Origin of the sequence: Streptomyces iconiensis (assembly GCF_028657195.3) — a bacterium.
Classification (GTDB): domain Bacteria; phylum Actinomycetota; class Actinomycetes; order Streptomycetales; family Streptomycetaceae; genus Streptomyces; species Streptomyces iconiensis.
Genome location: NZ_JANCPR020000058.1, coordinates 1 through 15,003, shown reverse-complemented (window position 1 = coordinate 15,003; position 15,003 = coordinate 1). Strand labels below are relative to the sequence as shown.

The window sequence follows — 15,003 nt, the reverse complement described above, 5'->3', positions numbered from 1 at the left end:
CAGCCCCGCTCGACCCCAACGGCATACCCGCAACAGTCCTCACTGCGAAACCCGCCCTCACACACCTCACCGAGCACCGCACCTCAACCGGCACGGGCGACAACTCTCCCTCGGCTCAGGTCTCAGCCGAAGACGCCGTGCTTGCGCTGCGGGCCCTCCACCGACTCAGTCCTATCGACCACAGCCCGACAACCCCGCACCACGCCGTGCGCGTCCACCAGCTCATCCAGCGCGCGACCCGCGACACGCTCACCCTGACCAGCACGACCACCTCGCCCACACCGCTGCCGAGCACTCACCGCTGCCGAGGCACTCACCGCCGCCTGGCCCGCCATCGAGCGGGACACCGACCTAGTCTCGGTAATCCGCCGTTGCTGCTCATACGGCAGCGACGCTGTTCGGGAACCGTGCTGGGCAGTAGCGACGAGGGCCCCGAGGCCAACGCCGAATCATCCATGCGAGGGCCAACTGGGGTGCTCGAAGTGGCCAACTGGGCTGCTCAGCCACACTGTTGTGACTGAGCACTTCAGTTGGCGAGTGTGCAGGCTAGGTGGCGGGAGCTGAAGACATGGTCACGACGAGCTTGCCTCGGGGGTGACCCGTCTCCAGGTGCTTGATCGCGGAGACGGCTTCGGAGAACGGGTAGGTGCGGTCGATGGCCGGTGCGATCGTGCCGGCCTCGGCGAGCCTCTTGAGGGTCAGCAGGTCCTTGTGGCGCACAACCGCGATCAGGCTGCTCAGCGTCTGGCCGAGGAACGGTGAGAGCGCGTAGCCGCGCAGCTGGCGGCCCAGGCCACCCAGCCATTCGCCACCGCCTTCGCCTCCGGCCATGACCAGGACGCCCTTGGGAGCGAGTACGCGGCGCAGCAGGGACAGCGGGCGGTTGCCGGCGGCGTCGAGGACGATGTCGAACAGGTGCTTGCCTGCGGTGATTTCCTGGCTGGTGTAGTCGATGACCTCGGTGGCACCGAGGGCCCGGACGAAGTCCGCCTTGCCGGGGCCGCAGACGGCGGTGACCTCGGCTCCGTACGAGACGGCGAGCTGGATGGCGTACGTTCCGATGCCGCCGGAGGCGCCGATGACGAGAACCTTCTGCTCCGGTGCCGGGTGCGCCTTGCCACTGAGGGCCTGGTAGGCGGTGACACCGGAGACGGGGAGAGCTGCCGCTTGTTCGAAGGTGAGGTTGCCTGGCCTGGGCGCGAGCTTGTCGGCCCTGGCGCAGGTGTACTCGGCGAACGAGCCGTCACCGCTGCCGAAGACCTCGTCACCCGGTTGGAAACTCGTCACCTTCGCACCGACCGTCTCGACAACTCCGGCGACGTCCCAGCCGCGAACCGGGTTCCTGGGCTTGCGGAGTCCCAAAGCGAGGCGGGCGATGTAGGGCTTGCCCGTCATGAGGTGCAGGATGCTCGGGTCCACCCCGGCGGCACGCACCTTGACCAGCACTTCCTTGTCACGAGGAACGGGGCGGGCGATGTCGCGTAGTTCCAGGCCGTCGGCGCTGCCGTACGCGTCCTGGGCGATGGCCTTCATGGGTCCCCCTGGTTGGTGAGGCTGCCCATGAGCATCCCGCCGGTACGAACTACTGACCAGCCTCCGCCCCCCCCATATCCCAGCGCAAGCTGGCCGCCTGCACACTCGCCAACTGAAGTGCTCCTTCACACGTGCTTGTTGGCCAGTGCGGTGCTTCGCTGACCGGCGGTGGCGCTCCTCGAACGCCTTGCACAGCGCCCGGTACACCGGCACCAGCTGCGCGGGTCCGACACGCGTGGTGTTGGATTCCGCCGCGGTCCAGCCGGGGTTGCTGTCCGCAGGCCCGCGCGCCAGTGGTGTTCCTCGGCGAGGGTCGGGAACGGCGTGAACCGTATGGGAGTCGGCGCCGCCAGTGTGTGCCGGACGGGACCTGGCCGAAGGAGCAGGTGCCCTCCAGGCGTAGCTGGTCCAGGTGCACGGTCCCGGTGAACAGGCCCCCGACAGGTCGACGTCGGCGAGGACCAGATGGGCGGCGTCCACCCCGCGCAGCGAGGAGATCCGCACCGTCGTGTCGGGCCTGTCGGCGAGGGCCTGTTCCGCCACCGGTTGCCCGTCGGCCATGACGAAGGGTCGGACTCCGCTACGAAGGGGTCAGACTCCGCGGCGATCGTGAGGGGATGTTCGGGCAGCGTGCGTGCCACGAACGGGGAGGCACACCCATGTTCTGTGCCTCCGACAAGCAGGCCGATGCGGCCTTCCCGGCGGTTGCCGCCGAGCTGACGGCCGTCCGGCCCGAAGTACGGCCTTGGCTGCTGGCCGAGGCTGCCACACATGGGATCGTGATCACTCGCGAGACGCCGGGCGAGGTGCTCGCCCCGCCCGGTGAGTCCGCGAGGGCAGAGGAGTGCGGCACGGAGAGTTCGCCGCCGCGGCCGGTGGCCGGGCCGGTGGTGGCAGGGTCCGGGGCGCCGGTATGGCGTGAGGGGCTGGGCGTCTCGGCGTTGTCGGTGGACTACCAGCGGATCGTGGCGGTTCTGTCCGACCGTGAACGCACGGGCGAGGACGGCGCGTTGACGTGAACGGAGCTCGCCGGCGCACGGGGACCGGAGCAGACGGCGGCGAAGCGGGAAGGGGCGCGCTCGAAGGCGAACCGCCTGGTGGCGCGGGGCTAAGGGCTGTCCCGCAACCCCCGGCGGGCTCCCGACGCCAGCTACGGCCACTCACGGCGTTGGCGAAACATCCGAACAGACCCACTATGAGGACGCTTCGCTGCCTTGCGATTGACCGCATCTGACGCCGCTCGCTGATCCACCGGGGATCACGGGACAGCCCTTGGGTCGGTCAAGGACGTGAAGGGGCGGTTCCGGCTTGCCGACGGCGAGCGGGCCGACGGGTCGTGATCGTACTCATCGAGATCGGGATCATCGCTTCGGCACTGCCGGTGCGTCTCGTAGTCGCGGGCCGGGCGGCGTGAGCGCATCAGCCACCCCAGTGCCCTCTCCACCACCGACCAGCGCGGGAGTACCACGAACCCCTGCATGTCATCGGTTCGCTTGAGGACCTGCAGCACCAGCTGCAGCAGCGCGTGCGCCCAGGTGACCAGCGGCCCGGTGCATCCGCCGTCCGCTCAGATAGGTTCCCGTCGCGCTAAGCGGGCCCGTGCCCGGTCCATTCCGCGTCCGCCGTGTCCGGGTCGTAGACCCGCACCCGCTCGGCCTGACCGGCGGCGTTCCCGAACCGGTGAGCGAGGCAACCGCACGACACAACGGACGAGTCGAACCCGGCAGGCGCAGGCGCAGGCGCGTACAACAGGGACAACGGGGCCTCCCGGCGCAGCTCATGGCTTCAACAACCTCTGAGCCCCCGAGAGGCCCTGCCCTCATGCGCCGCCGACCAGAAACCACCGGAACCGGCGCCTCACCCCGCCCTCCCGATCGAGACGCACGACGCTGGGAGCCGACCTCGGCGGAACGGGTACTCGCCGAGGGCCTGGTCCGGAGCGCCTGGAGTCCGCACCATTTCCGGGCCGCGCTACGGGAGACCCCCTCTCCTCTGGGAGAGGCACCTGATCACTGTCCTCGACCCGGCGACCGGCGTGCGACGTGCTGGAGCAACACGGCCCGAACGCCGCCGCCAACAGCGCCGTACGGCGACTACGCATCCCGCTCGACAGCCTCACCACCACTCCCTGAACGATGCCCGTTCACTTGATGAGGCCATGGCTTCCGGCACGGATGGGAACGAACCTTCGAGTATCCACCCGGTCCAAGCATCTCCACCGAACGACCGGGCACGCAGCGGATGCCTCGCTGTCAGTGGTGGCGGCGAGAATCCCTGGCATGACTTCTCCTCAGCGACTCCACAGACTCCTCACTGACTTAGGGCTTCGGGAGGCGGCCACGTTCACGGCCGTGGACGGTAGTGATGTGGACGAGGACGCGGTGGTCCGGATCTTCGGCGGCGACCCCGGCGCGGCCCGCCCCATGGGACTGGAGGAGCTCGGTGCGTATTACGCGGAGGAACTGGTCCTGGTCTCGCGGTCGCGATCGGCCGTGGTCGTCGTGGAGAACAACGGCTATCAGGGGTCCCGGGAGGAGGTGTTGCGCCCGCTCTCCCGTCTCGGCCGGACCGTCAGCGCGTTTTGGAACGTCAACGCCGTGTCCCGGCTGAACCTGGCCGAGGACGGGCTGATCGCCTCCGAATTCGACATGATCGCGCCCGAGGAGGAACCGTACGGGTCCAGACCCGACGCGTGGGAGCCCCTGCTGAAGGGCCTGGTTTTCGAGTCCGGTGCCCGGTGGGGGGCGGGTCTCGCGGCGATCGAGCGCGCGACGAGCGCGCGGTTCGACGATGCCTGGCTGGATGGCCCGCACCGGGCCGTGGAGATCACGCCGGTACCGGAGTATCTGCTGAAACAGCACGCGTACGGCGACTCGCCGCTGCTGGAGCGCGAGCCCTTCGTGAGCTACCTGGCGGACCTCGGGCCCGCGGTGCTGGAACGGATACGCCGCCACGCCCTCGACCTGGCCCTGACCCACGCGGACCTGCGCGAACACCCCCTGGCCGTCGCTGCCCTGGCCGCGCACGAGCTCCCGGCCACCACCAGGGCACGGTTGCGGGACGACCTCACGGCCGCGGCCGACAAGGCGCGCGCCCGGTTCGAGACGCTACGGGGCGAGGAACTCGATGACTTCGGCCCGGTCCATGAACGTCCCTCCCACCCCGCCTTCCGGCAGGCCGCCGTCTTCCGCGCCCTGGCACGCTGCGTCGTCGCGCAGCTGCCCACCACGAGGGACCATCTGCCAGACATCGTCAGCTCCCTGGCCACGGCGATGACCGGTGAAGGCGAGCGCGTGGCGGAGTTCTGGCTGCTCGACCGTCTGCACGACTTGGCACAGCGAGAGACCTGACCAGCACCGCCCCGCTGCTTCAGACGGCAACACTCAACGCTCACCTTCCCGGTCATGTGAACCCCTCGCGGACACCGTGCGTACCCCTACGGTGTTCATCGTCCGCGCCCACGCCGTCCAGCCCAAGCAAAGGGGGCGGGCCTCCGCTCACCGCTGCGCTACGACCTTGGAGCCCCCGATCAGTTCGGCTGTCCGCCGCCCGAGACCACCGCAGAACGACCTGACCCGCCGCGTACCGCGACGACTGCGATGCCACCCTGCTCTGTTGGGCGGGGGGTGCCCCTATGGGTTTGGTAGGCCGGTGGTCATGGCCCTGATCAGCGGTCTGTCAGTGCCTCCGGAGCCGGCCCCCCCGGGGCCGTCGGTTCGACAAGGGAAGGTAGTCATGCCCACTCCGAGGGCCGATGTCCACGACGACCAGCCCCGGTTCCGCTACATGTTCATCTCTGATCAGCCTCTCGCGGACCACGCCAGGAGGGACCCGGGCCGGCCAGGTGTGCGGCTGCGGGCCTACCTGGATCTGCGCCGGCGAGACGCGTGCCGACTCGGGGCGGTAGGCAAGGCACAGACGTGGGGAACGCGTGCGCCTGATACGCGCTTGCCGTCTCGTCTGCCGCGTTCAACGCGTTCACGCTTCCGCGTCGACGCCTTGCCCACAGGGCTCAACCGCTGTTTCAGGGTGGGTTGGTGAGGACGGCCGCTACAGCGAGATCCAGCGAGTGGCGTCGAGCACGAAGTCTCTGTTCGCCCATGGCAGGAACGAAGGTAATGAGTACTCAGGTTGCGTCCCCGCCCGACCAGACAGCACCGATTCAGGAGTGGAACGCCACTCGCACCGACTACCCGCGGGACGCTCTGGTTCATGAGCTGTTCCGCGAGCAGGTCGAGCGCACGCCGGATGACGTGGCGCTCTCGCCGGAGGGAGCCGAGGACATCAGCTACGCCGAGCTTCGGCGCAGGGTCGATCATGTGGCGGGTCTGCTGCAGGGGGCCGGAGCCGGTCCTGGCGAAGTCGTGGCCGTGGTGATCGAGCGCTCCGTGGCCGGCTATGTGGCCTTGCTGGCGGTGTTGCGGTCGGGAGCGGCGTACGTACCCATCGACGTCCAGTTCCCGCAAGAACGGATCGAGCGGGTGGTCCAGGACGCTGGTTGCCGCATCGCGGTTACCGTCGCCGCGCACCGGGACAAGGTTCCCGAGCCGTTGTCGGTGGTGGACATGGACGCACTGCCCACGGACGCGCCTCCCCCCAGGGACCATGAACAGCCGGCCACAGCACCGGCGTTCATCATCTACACCTCGGGCTCGACGGGCACGCCCAAAGGTGTGACCGTGACGCACCGCGGGATCGTACGGCTCGTGCGGAGCCCCGGCCTCCTCGCCTTCGGTCCTGACGATGTCATGTGCGGCACCGTCAATCTCACCTTCGACCTGTCGCTGCTGGACGTCTTCGCTCCGTTGCTGAACGGCGGGCGGCTGTGCGTACCGGCACAGGAGACGCTGCTGTCCCCTGCCGCGCTGGAGGCGATGCTCCAGGGTGAAGGGGCTACGTGGATGTGGCTGGGCGCCGCGCTGTTCCACCAGATGGCCGCAGCCCGGCCGGCGATGTTCCGTACCCTGCGCTGCCTTCTGGCCGGAGGTGACGCTCTCAACCCCTCGGCGGTGCGGGCCGTGCTGGAACACGGGCCGCCGGAGCGGTTCATCGACGCCTACGGTCCAGCGGAGAACTCGGTGCTCACCACGGCACACGTCGTCGAAGACCTGCCTCCTGAGGCGGAGTCGGTACCCATCGGCCGTCCACTCGCCAACTCCACCGCCTACGTGCTGCGGGAGGACCGCTCGCCGGCGGACATCGGCGAGGAGGGCGAGCTGTGGGTCGGCGGGGACGGAGTGGCGCTCGGCTACCTCAACCGTCCGGACCTGACCGCGGAACGATTCGTCCCCGACTTCTTCTCCGACCGCGACGGCGATCGCCTGTACCGCACGGGCGACATGGCCCGCTGGCGCACGGACGGTGTGCTGGAGTTCCTCGGCCGTCGTGACCGCCAGGTGAAGCTGGGCAGTTTCCGGGTGGAGCTGCGCGAGGTCGAAATCGTGCTGGCGGCCCACCCGACCGTCAAGGAGGCCGTGGTGATGGTCGCGCCGGACGGCGAACGGCTGCACGGGTGGGTGGTGGCCGACCCCGGACATGACGACCGGCAGCGCGAACTGCCCATGCGGTTGCGCAAGTACCTGGGCGACCGGCTCCCGGCGTTCATGGTGCCTGCACGCATCGCCGTGGTGGACACCATGCCGCTCAACTCCAGCGGGAAGGTGGACCGCGGCGCACTTCCTGAGATGGGCGGGGGCATGGAGCTGCCCGAGGCCGAGCGCCCCCGGGGAGAACACGAAGAAGCCGTCGCGTACGCCTGGCAGCAGGTACTCGGGCTGCCCACGATCAGCCGCGACGACAACTTCTTCGATCTGGGCGGCCAGTCCCTCCAGGCAGCCCAGGCCGTCACCGTCCTCACCGAGCACCTGGACCTCGCGCCGGAGGTGGGGTCCCGGCTCATCCGCATGCTGCTCGGCAACCCGGCGCTGACCTCCTTCGCGGAGCAACTCGAAGCGCTGCGCAGTGCACCCGGGAGTGCTCAGCCGCGTCGCCGTATCGATTTCGAACAGGAAGCCGCTCTCCCCGCCCACCTGCGCTTCGACGCGCCCTTGGCCTGCGAGCCCACCGCACCGCAGCGCGTCCTGCTCACCGGCGCCACCGGCTTTCTCGGCGTCTTCCTCCTCGACCGGCTGGTCGCCGCGGGCATCCCCGAAGTGTGGTGCCTGGTACGGGGCGACACCCAGGAGCACGTCCTCCGCCGCATCGCCGGCCGCATGCGCCGCTACGGCCTGGACTACGAGAGCGTCGCAGACCGCGTCGTGCCGGTGGTCGGAGACGTCACCGAACCCCGGTTCGGTCTCGGCGAAGAAGGCTTCGATCATCTGGCCCGGCGTGTCGACACCATCGTGCACTCGGGCTCATTGATCAACTTTGCCTATCCGTACGAGACGCTGCGCCGCCCCAACGTCGGAGGGGCCCAGACCGTTCTCGACCTGGCCACCACCCACACGCTCAAGCCCGTGCACCACATCTCCACCATGGGCACCATCGTCGGCTCCGGTACCGCAGGGGTCGACTACGTCACCGAAGACCAGCCGCTGGCCCACGGAGACCGCGTGTCCCTGGGGTACGGGGAGAGCAAGTGGGTCTCCGAGCGCATGATGGGTCACGCGGCCGAGCGCGGCCTGCCGGTCGCCGTGCACCGCCCCTACGAGATCACCGGGACCCGGGACCGCGGCATCTGGAACACCGACACCCTGATGTGCGCCTGGTTCCGCACCATCGCCGAGACGGGCCTGGCACCCGATGTGGAACTGCCCCTCGACTTCGTACCGGTGGACTACACCGCCGAGGCCATCGTCCATATTCTGCGCACCCAGCAGCCCGACGGACGCACTTATCACCTCACCAACCCGCACGACGCACGGCTGAGCCTGCTTGTCGAGCGGCTGCGGAAGATGGGATATCCGGTCCGCACCATTCCGTACACCGAGTGGGCTCAGAAGGTCACCGAACTCACCCGCAAGGACCCGCAGCACCCCATGACGCCGTACATGCACATGTTCCACGACGACGCTGCGGAGAGCGACATCACGGTGAAGGAGATGTACTTCGCCGACACCTTCCCCAAGTTCGACCGCAGCAACATCGAGCAGGCCACCCGGGGAGCGGGCCTGGACCTGCCGCCCGTGGACGGCCGCCTCATAGATCTGTACCTACGGCACTTCATCGAGACCGGCTTCCTCACCCCGCCCGCTCAAGAAGGCGAGGCCGCGTGACGCGCGCTTCCTAGCCGCGCCGTACCTGTACGGCGACCTGTTCGCGCGGGGTACGACAACGCCTGGGAGCCACTGTCCTTGCCCCACGGCGTGAGCCGACCGAACGGAGACACACCGTGTACGCCTCCACTCTCTCCAAGGGCGCCCCCACGAACGCCGCCCGCACCCAACGGCCGGTGCCCAGTCCTCCGCCCGCACCCACCGGACGGTACGCCGCCGATACGGTGGCCGTCACCAGCTACCTCACATGCACGATGCGGTACTTCGCCCAGCTCCCGCCGCCCGGCGAGCGCACCGACGGCCGGCAGCGTGAGGCGGCAGCCGTTCACCACGACGCCAACACCCTCCGCCGCTGCTTTCTGAGCCTGCACGCCGAGCGGGCCTACGACGAACTCACAGACGGCCGTACCCGCCCGCTGCGCCTGGATGAACTCGTCGGCCTGGCCGCCGAACGCTTCCCCGGGCTGGTGCCCTCCTCAGCTCAACTCGCGGACGAGGCCCAGCACATGCAGCGTGACAAGGAAGGATGGGAGATCGCCGTCGGCATCTTCCTCCAAGCCGTTCTGCACGTCCCCACAGCAGGTGATCATCTGCTGCGCTCCATGCTGCGGCCGACACCGCGTGCCTGCGCCGCCCTGCACGGCTACCAGCTCACCGGCCGCGCCGACCTGGGCCTCGCGACCGTCGTACGCAACGAGGGCGTCGCCCGCCTCGAATTGTGCAACCCCGCATTCCTCAACGCCGAGGACGAGGCCGCAGTCGAAGCACTCGAAACCGGCACCGATCTGGTGCTGCTCGACCCCGCCAGCCATGTCGGCGTCCTGCGGGGTGCGCCGCAAACCCATCCCTCGTACGCCGGGAGCCGGGTCTTCTGCGCGGGCATCAATCTCACCCACCTCTACGGCGGCGACATCTCGCTGCTCGGCTTCCTGCTGCGCCGTGAGGCCGGCTACATCGCCAAGTTCGTCCGCGGCCTGTGCCTGGACGACACCGCGCGGGACGGCTGGTGGCCGGACGCCGACAAGCCGTGGGTCGGCGCCGTCGACTCCTTCGCCATCGGCGGCGGCATGCAGATCCTGCCCACCATGGACCGCGTCGTGGCCGACGACGACTCCTGGTTCAGCCTGCCCGCCATGGAAGAGGGCCTGGTGCCGGGCGCCGCCAACATGCGGCTGCTGCACCAGGTCGGCGCTCGGCTCTCGCGGCGGCTGATCTTTTGGGGCCGAAAGCTGCACGCCACCGACCCCGAGGCGTCGCTCTTCATCGATGAGACCGTAGCGGCCGACAGCATGGACATCGCCGTCCGCAAGGCCGCCGAACGCCTCGACAACCCGGCGGTCGGCGCCAACCGCCGCATGCTCAACCTCGCCGGGGAGCCGCTCGACCACTTCCGCCGCTACCTGGCGCAGTACGCCTACGAGCAGGCATGCCGACTGCACAGCCCCTCTCTGATCAACGCCCTGGAACGCACCTGGATCAACCGCGACCGGGACCCCGACCCCTCCGCGAGCGCCGGCGATCCGCTATGACAGCACGACATGTCAGCCCCACGCTCGGGCTTCCCCACCGTCTGCACGCGGCGCCCCCGCAACGACGACGCAGCACGCCCGCGACTCAGGAATCGGAAGACCGTCATGACCCATCCCTTCGAGGGCGCTGAGGGCGTCTCTCCACTCTTGGCCGCTACGACACCCGACCGGGACATGCCCGTCCCCATGGGCACTCGGCACCACGGACGAGGCGAACACCTGATGCTTGAGTCGCCCCCGGGCCCGGGGACGTCCGCAGGCGTGATCGTTGCCTTGACAACATTTGGCGTTGATGGCGTGAAAGCGGGGAACTGGGAGTACGCCAAGACGGGGAAGAGCCTTGCCTGGGCATTCGCTGGGGGTATGTGGCGGCAAGAATGGGAGGGGGGTGGTGGGAAAGGGCCATGGTGAGGCGCAAACGGGTCGAGCACGTGAATATGGCCGATGGAAAGGTTTGTGAAATACGGGTATCGCAACAGGGTGGAATTCGGAGGAACCTACGCCAATATGAATATTAATGTGGCGAACTCGGGGCCGTTCTGCTCCAGGGGCTCTGTCGGCCCCTGGAACGGTGCGAAGATGTGCTGAGGGCGGCTGGCACGGGAAATTCAGCAAAGGTGAATAAGTAGATTCGATGCAGACGGAAACCAAGTGGAGGAGGCGCCGCGTGAGGGAAATCGTGCTGCGGCGGATATCTTGGCAAGTGCTTTTCGGCGTGATTTCCCTGGGGATCGGCATTGGCATGGTCGTCGCTATATGGAGGGTGACTTCGGTAAATGGGTTCCGAATGGGCTGGCAGGGGATACCGGTGTATTTGGCGCTCGTGGGATTTATTGGGCGGATAGCGAATTGCAAAATTGTTCTGCGTGACGAGGTGCTCGTCGTGGTCAATCCCTTGCAGATCCATGTCATTCCGAAGTCGGCGATCCGAGACATCTTTGTTGATGATGGCGGGACGCTCGGAGTCGGGATCGGTGAGGAGCAAGAAATCTCGGTCTTCGCGTTCGCTGGGTCTCTCATAGATCACTTCCGTGGAACAAGTGACAAGGCTGAGCGGAGGATAAATAGGTGGCTTTCGTCGGGGGGCGTTGCAAGTGAAACCGAGGCGACCCCCCAAGTCACCTGGACCCGTTGTCTGCCGGCCGATCTGTCCCTCGCTTTCTGCGTCGCGATCACGGGAATAGGCTTGATTGGGATGGCTATTACCAGTGGCTGAATGCCACGACTGTCCCACTCAGCTCCGGCGAAACGAGGGCTTTGTGCTGGCGTAATGGGTGGAGAAGTCGTAGACATGTCCTTGGCGACAGCCACGACCGGTGCCTGTGTGAACCTGTCGGCGGCTGGCTCTGGGGAGCGGCGTTACTGAGTTTGAACTCGTGGGGTCGTCGGGGTGAGGGGTAGGCCGGTTCCGGCGAGGCATCCGTCGTTGAGGTCGCTGCGGTATTGAATCGTGCGCAGGCCGCGACGGACTGTCTGGATGAGGTGCTCGGGGGTGGTGAAGGCGACGTTGCTGAGCCAGCCGCGTCGCAGCAGGGGCCAGATGCCCGCGACCGGGTTGAGATCCGGTGCGTAGGTGGGCAGTTGGTGGGCGGTCAGCCAGTCCCGGTCCGCGGTCCAGGTGCGGAGTCCGGTGTCCAGGTGGACGTTCAGATTGTCCCGGATGAGTACGATCGGGTCGCCGAGCTGGTGGTGGGCGGCCCGGAGCACGTTGCGGTAGTCGGTCCAGGCGAAGCTCTTGCGGCCGTCACGCTGGCCGTCGTCGCGGCGGGCCGGTAGATCAGCCGGGAGCGTTCGCCGGGCTTTTAGCAGGTCAGGGCAGCGATCGGGACGCGGCGCCTGGAGCGGCCACGGACGCGGACGACGGGGGTGTGCCCGCGCCGGGCCCAGGTGCGGGCGATGGGCGGCGTCATCGGGAAGCCTGGATCGTCTTCGAAGACGATCCGGGCCCCGGGCGCCGCCGCGATGCTTCCACGTGTGGCCAGGTCTCTTTCACCCAGCCATAGATCGCCGGATCGTCGCGCCCGACGGCACGTCTGGCCGGAACCTGGCAGGAATAGCCGTGCCGGACCAGCAACTTGCGTACACCCTGGACGGTGCAGCTGTTGTGGAACCGACGGCCTATCAAGGTCTTGATCCGTGAGAGCGTCCAGGTCCGGTCCTGTCGGCCGCTGGTGGCGCTGCTGCCGGAGGACTGGCCTCTTTCAGCCTGCTCAGGGTGAGTGGGTTGTGCCGTGCCCTCGCCGTGGCGCGTGGTGGGGGCTTCGTCGTGTTCACCCACGCATGGCGACCGGTTGGTGTGGGTGGTCGAGCCAGGTGTGTTGCCCGTGGTGGTCGATGGTGAGGCCGTAGCGGTCGTGTCCGGGGCGTCCGTGATCCTGCCAACGCTGGTGCGCGGACTCGACCTCTTCGAAGAGGCGCCGGGGCCCGCCTTGCCAGACCTTCGCCGGCTGCCCGTCACGCCAGGTGGCAGCGGCCCAGGAGAGGTCGGTGAGGGAGTACCACCAGCCGGATGCTTCGTCGGGGGTGCGGTGGCCGATGCGGTGAACGAGGCCGGGGAGAGCAAGGGCAAGTGCCCATTCGCCGGGGGAGAGGAGTTCGTCGCCGAGGTCTTGGGGGGTGAGCCGCGTGGTGCGGGGCGGGTCGACGCCGGCCCAGTCGGTGGGTACGTAGTCGGACCTCCTGGGCCAGGTGCCGCGTTGTCCGCGGGCCTTCATGAACTCCAGGGGCCGGAGGAACGGGCCCACTGCGGCGCCTTCGCCGTCGGCGGTGAGCTTCACGAGGGCGTCCTGGTTGGCGTAGTCGCTGCCCCAGGGGGCGAGTAGCAGGCCGCCGGGGCGGAGTTGGCGCAGCAGGACGGGCGGGATCTGTCGCAGTCCGACGGTTGCGATGATCCGGTCGTAGGGTGCGCCCGCGGGGTGCCCGGCGAGTCCGTCGCCGACGAGGAGCGTGGGGTGCAGCCCGGTGTCGTGCAGTCGCTCGCGTGCGGTGTCGGCGACCGTCTTGTCGACTTCGACGCTGACGACGTTCTGCTCGCCGAGCCGGTGGGCGAGGAGCGCGGTGGACCATCCGGTGTCGGGTAGGACCGCCGCATTGCTGCGGCGGTCCCCCCTAAGAACCGTGCGTGCCACTCGTCGCGGCACACGGCTCAAGCGAGTCCTATTGGCCTGGGAAAGGCGATGCTCGCGGGTGCGCGGGAGGCTGCCGCTCCAGCCGTTTCCCACAATGTGCGTGGATGAGTTGTTCCCGTGGAACCTTCCGATCGTTTGCCCTGATGGTCTCCGTAAGCGATGCGACCGCCTGAAAGCGGATCGCTTTGCGGATTCCGGTGAGCCACGTCACCCAATCCTCCGGGTGTTGTGGTTCGGTGTCGGCGTAGAGCAGGTATTCGCCGCAGAGCGGGCACTTTCCGTGTTGGCGTTGCATCATCCGGATGCGTCCATCACTGAGCGGCGGCTTGTGTTTCTTCCGTCGCTGCGCCCAATAATCGGCAAGATCTGGGTCATCCGGGGAGGCGTTCCCGTTGACCATCACGTGCCGGACGATCGGTGTCCAGGCAAGCTTGGTGAGGTATCGGCCCGTGGCTCGGTCGCCGAAAATCCACCGCGCATGACTGGCGGAGTTGAACGCACCAAAGTAGCGGTCGCTTACCCACGTCTTCGATTTGTTCGGGTGGCTGCGAGCTGCCCAGCGAAAGACGGCCCACCAGAGGTAGTCATCAATATCGCTGAAGACTCGCTTGGATACTCCGTTCCGGTAGTAGGCGGCCCACCCTCGAAGGATCGGATTCAGCACAGTGATCACTTCGAGTGCGTTGGTTCCACGAAGCATGCGCAGTTCGGTGCGCAGCCTGTTGCGGAACCGGGCCACCGCCGCGGGACTCGGCTTGATCAGCAGCTTGTTTCCCTTATATCGGCGGACGTTGTACCCGAGGAAGTCAAATCCTTCGTCGAGGTGGACGATGCGCGTCTTCTCCTTGTTGAAGGCTAACCCTCTCGGCGTCAGCCATTCGGCAAGCCGCGCCTTGACCTCTCGCGCCTGGTCATAGGAATGACACAGGGCGACATAATCGTCAGCGTATCTGATCAGTACCGGGCTGCCAGGTGCCGTCTTCCCGGTATGGACACCATCGGTGCGGTACCTGACGCCTGCGGCCTCTTCCATTCCGTGGAGAGCGATGTTCAACAACAGCGGACTGATGACTCCCCCTTGCGGGGTTCCTTCCGCAGTCGGAGCGAACTTGTCGTTCTCGATCACTCCGGCCTTAAGCCACGCTTGTACAAGTTCCCTGGCTGGGAAGGTGCCGAGCGAAGCAATAAGGCGCTGGTGATCGATGCGGTCGAACGCTGCCGCCAGGTCGGCATCGAGCACCCACCTGCGCTTGGAGAGGCGTCCCCTCGTCACGCGGAAGATGGCTTCGATCGCGTCGTGGCAGCCACGACCGGGCCGGAATCCGTAGGACCTCGGCTCGAACCGCGCCTCCCATTCGGGTTCCAGCGCGTTCAGGACCAGGGCCTGCATGGCCCGGTCCCGGACCGTCGGAATGCCCAGCGGACGCTGTCTCCCATTGCTCTTCGCGATATACACGCGCCTGACCGCGATCGGCTTCCAGGTTCCCGCCCGGGACTGTGTCCACTCAGCCAGAGCCGACTTGGATCTATCCCGCAGAACGGTGTACCCGTCCACTCCAGGGGTCTTGCGCCCTGCGTTGATTTCCGTTACGCGTC

Annotated in this window: 9 protein-coding genes and 1 pseudogene; 6 read left to right on the top strand and 4 right to left on the bottom strand. The window is 67.6% G+C overall.

Features of this window, described 5'->3' with window-relative positions; translation table 11 throughout:
- Positions 1-546: 546 nt before the first annotated feature.
- Positions 547-1,533, bottom strand: coding sequence for an NAD(P)-dependent alcohol dehydrogenase (locus NMN56_RS37010; protein ID WP_274047239.1), 987 nt, complete (start codon positions 1,531-1,533; stop codon positions 547-549).
- A 659-nt stretch (positions 1,534-2,192) separates the two neighbouring features.
- Between NMN56_RS37010 and NMN56_RS37005 the strand changes: the two genes are divergently transcribed.
- From NMN56_RS37005 to NMN56_RS36985, 6 genes are all read left to right on the top strand, one after another.
- Complete coding sequence (locus NMN56_RS37005) at positions 2,193-2,552, top strand: hypothetical protein (RefSeq protein WP_274047240.1); 360 nt, start codon at positions 2,193-2,195, stop codon at positions 2,550-2,552.
- A 1,332-nt stretch (positions 2,553-3,884) separates the two neighbouring features.
- Positions 3,885-4,883, top strand: coding sequence for a DUF6461 domain-containing protein (locus NMN56_RS37000; protein ID WP_274047241.1), 999 nt, complete (start codon positions 3,885-3,887; stop codon positions 4,881-4,883).
- Between the two features lie 307 nt (positions 4,884-5,190).
- Positions 5,191-5,574: a DUF6207 family protein gene (locus NMN56_RS43465; protein ID WP_430542812.1), complete on the top strand. Its 384-nt coding sequence runs from the start codon at positions 5,191-5,193 to the stop codon at positions 5,572-5,574.
- A gap of 77 nt (positions 5,575-5,651) precedes the next feature.
- The gene (locus NMN56_RS36995) at positions 5,652-8,750 is read left to right on the top strand and encodes an amino acid adenylation domain-containing protein (RefSeq protein WP_274047242.1); all 3,099 of its coding nucleotides are present in this window, start codon (positions 5,652-5,654) and stop codon (positions 8,748-8,750) included.
- Positions 8,751-8,866: 116 nt separating this feature from the next.
- The gene (locus NMN56_RS36990; protein ID WP_274047243.1) at positions 8,867-10,279 is read left to right on the top strand and encodes an enoyl-CoA hydratase/isomerase family protein; all 1,413 of its coding nucleotides are present in this window, start codon (positions 8,867-8,869) and stop codon (positions 10,277-10,279) included.
- A 667-nt stretch (positions 10,280-10,946) separates the two neighbouring features.
- Positions 10,947-11,495 (top strand): hypothetical protein, encoded by a 549-nt coding sequence (locus NMN56_RS36985; protein WP_274047244.1) that lies wholly within the window; start codon positions 10,947-10,949, stop codon positions 11,493-11,495.
- A 143-nt stretch (positions 11,496-11,638) separates the two neighbouring features.
- Here the strand turns inward: NMN56_RS36985 and NMN56_RS36980 are convergent.
- The 3 genes and pseudogenes from NMN56_RS36980 to ltrA form a co-directional block, all read right to left on the bottom strand.
- Positions 11,639-12,455: pseudogene (locus NMN56_RS36980) on the bottom strand (IS630 family transposase); the annotation flags it as partial.
- 94 nt (positions 12,456-12,549) lie between these two features.
- On the bottom strand, positions 12,550-13,419 hold the full coding sequence (locus tag NMN56_RS36970; RefSeq protein WP_274047245.1) for a methyltransferase domain-containing protein: 870 nt from the start codon (positions 13,417-13,419) through the stop codon (positions 12,550-12,552).
- 16 nt (positions 13,420-13,435) lie between these two features.
- Positions 13,436-15,003: group II intron reverse transcriptase/maturase (gene ltrA / locus NMN56_RS36965; protein WP_283742548.1), on the bottom strand; the 1,568-nt coding region annotated here is incomplete at its 5' end.

Excerpts from the sequence above, each read along its gene's own strand:
- NMN56_RS37010 (WP_274047239.1), bottom strand. The coding sequence starts at position 1,533 with ATGAAGGCCATCGCCCAGGACGCGTACGGCAGCGCCGACGGCCTGGAA.
- NMN56_RS37005 (WP_274047240.1), top strand. The coding sequence starts at position 2,193 with ATGTTCTGTGCCTCCGACAAGCAGGCCGATGCGGCCTTCCCGGCGGTT.
- NMN56_RS43465 (WP_430542812.1), top strand. The coding sequence starts at position 5,191 with ATGGCCCTGATCAGCGGTCTGTCAGTGCCTCCGGAGCCGGCCCCCCCG.
- NMN56_RS36995 (WP_274047242.1), top strand. The coding sequence starts at position 5,652 with ATGAGTACTCAGGTTGCGTCCCCGCCCGACCAGACAGCACCGATTCAG.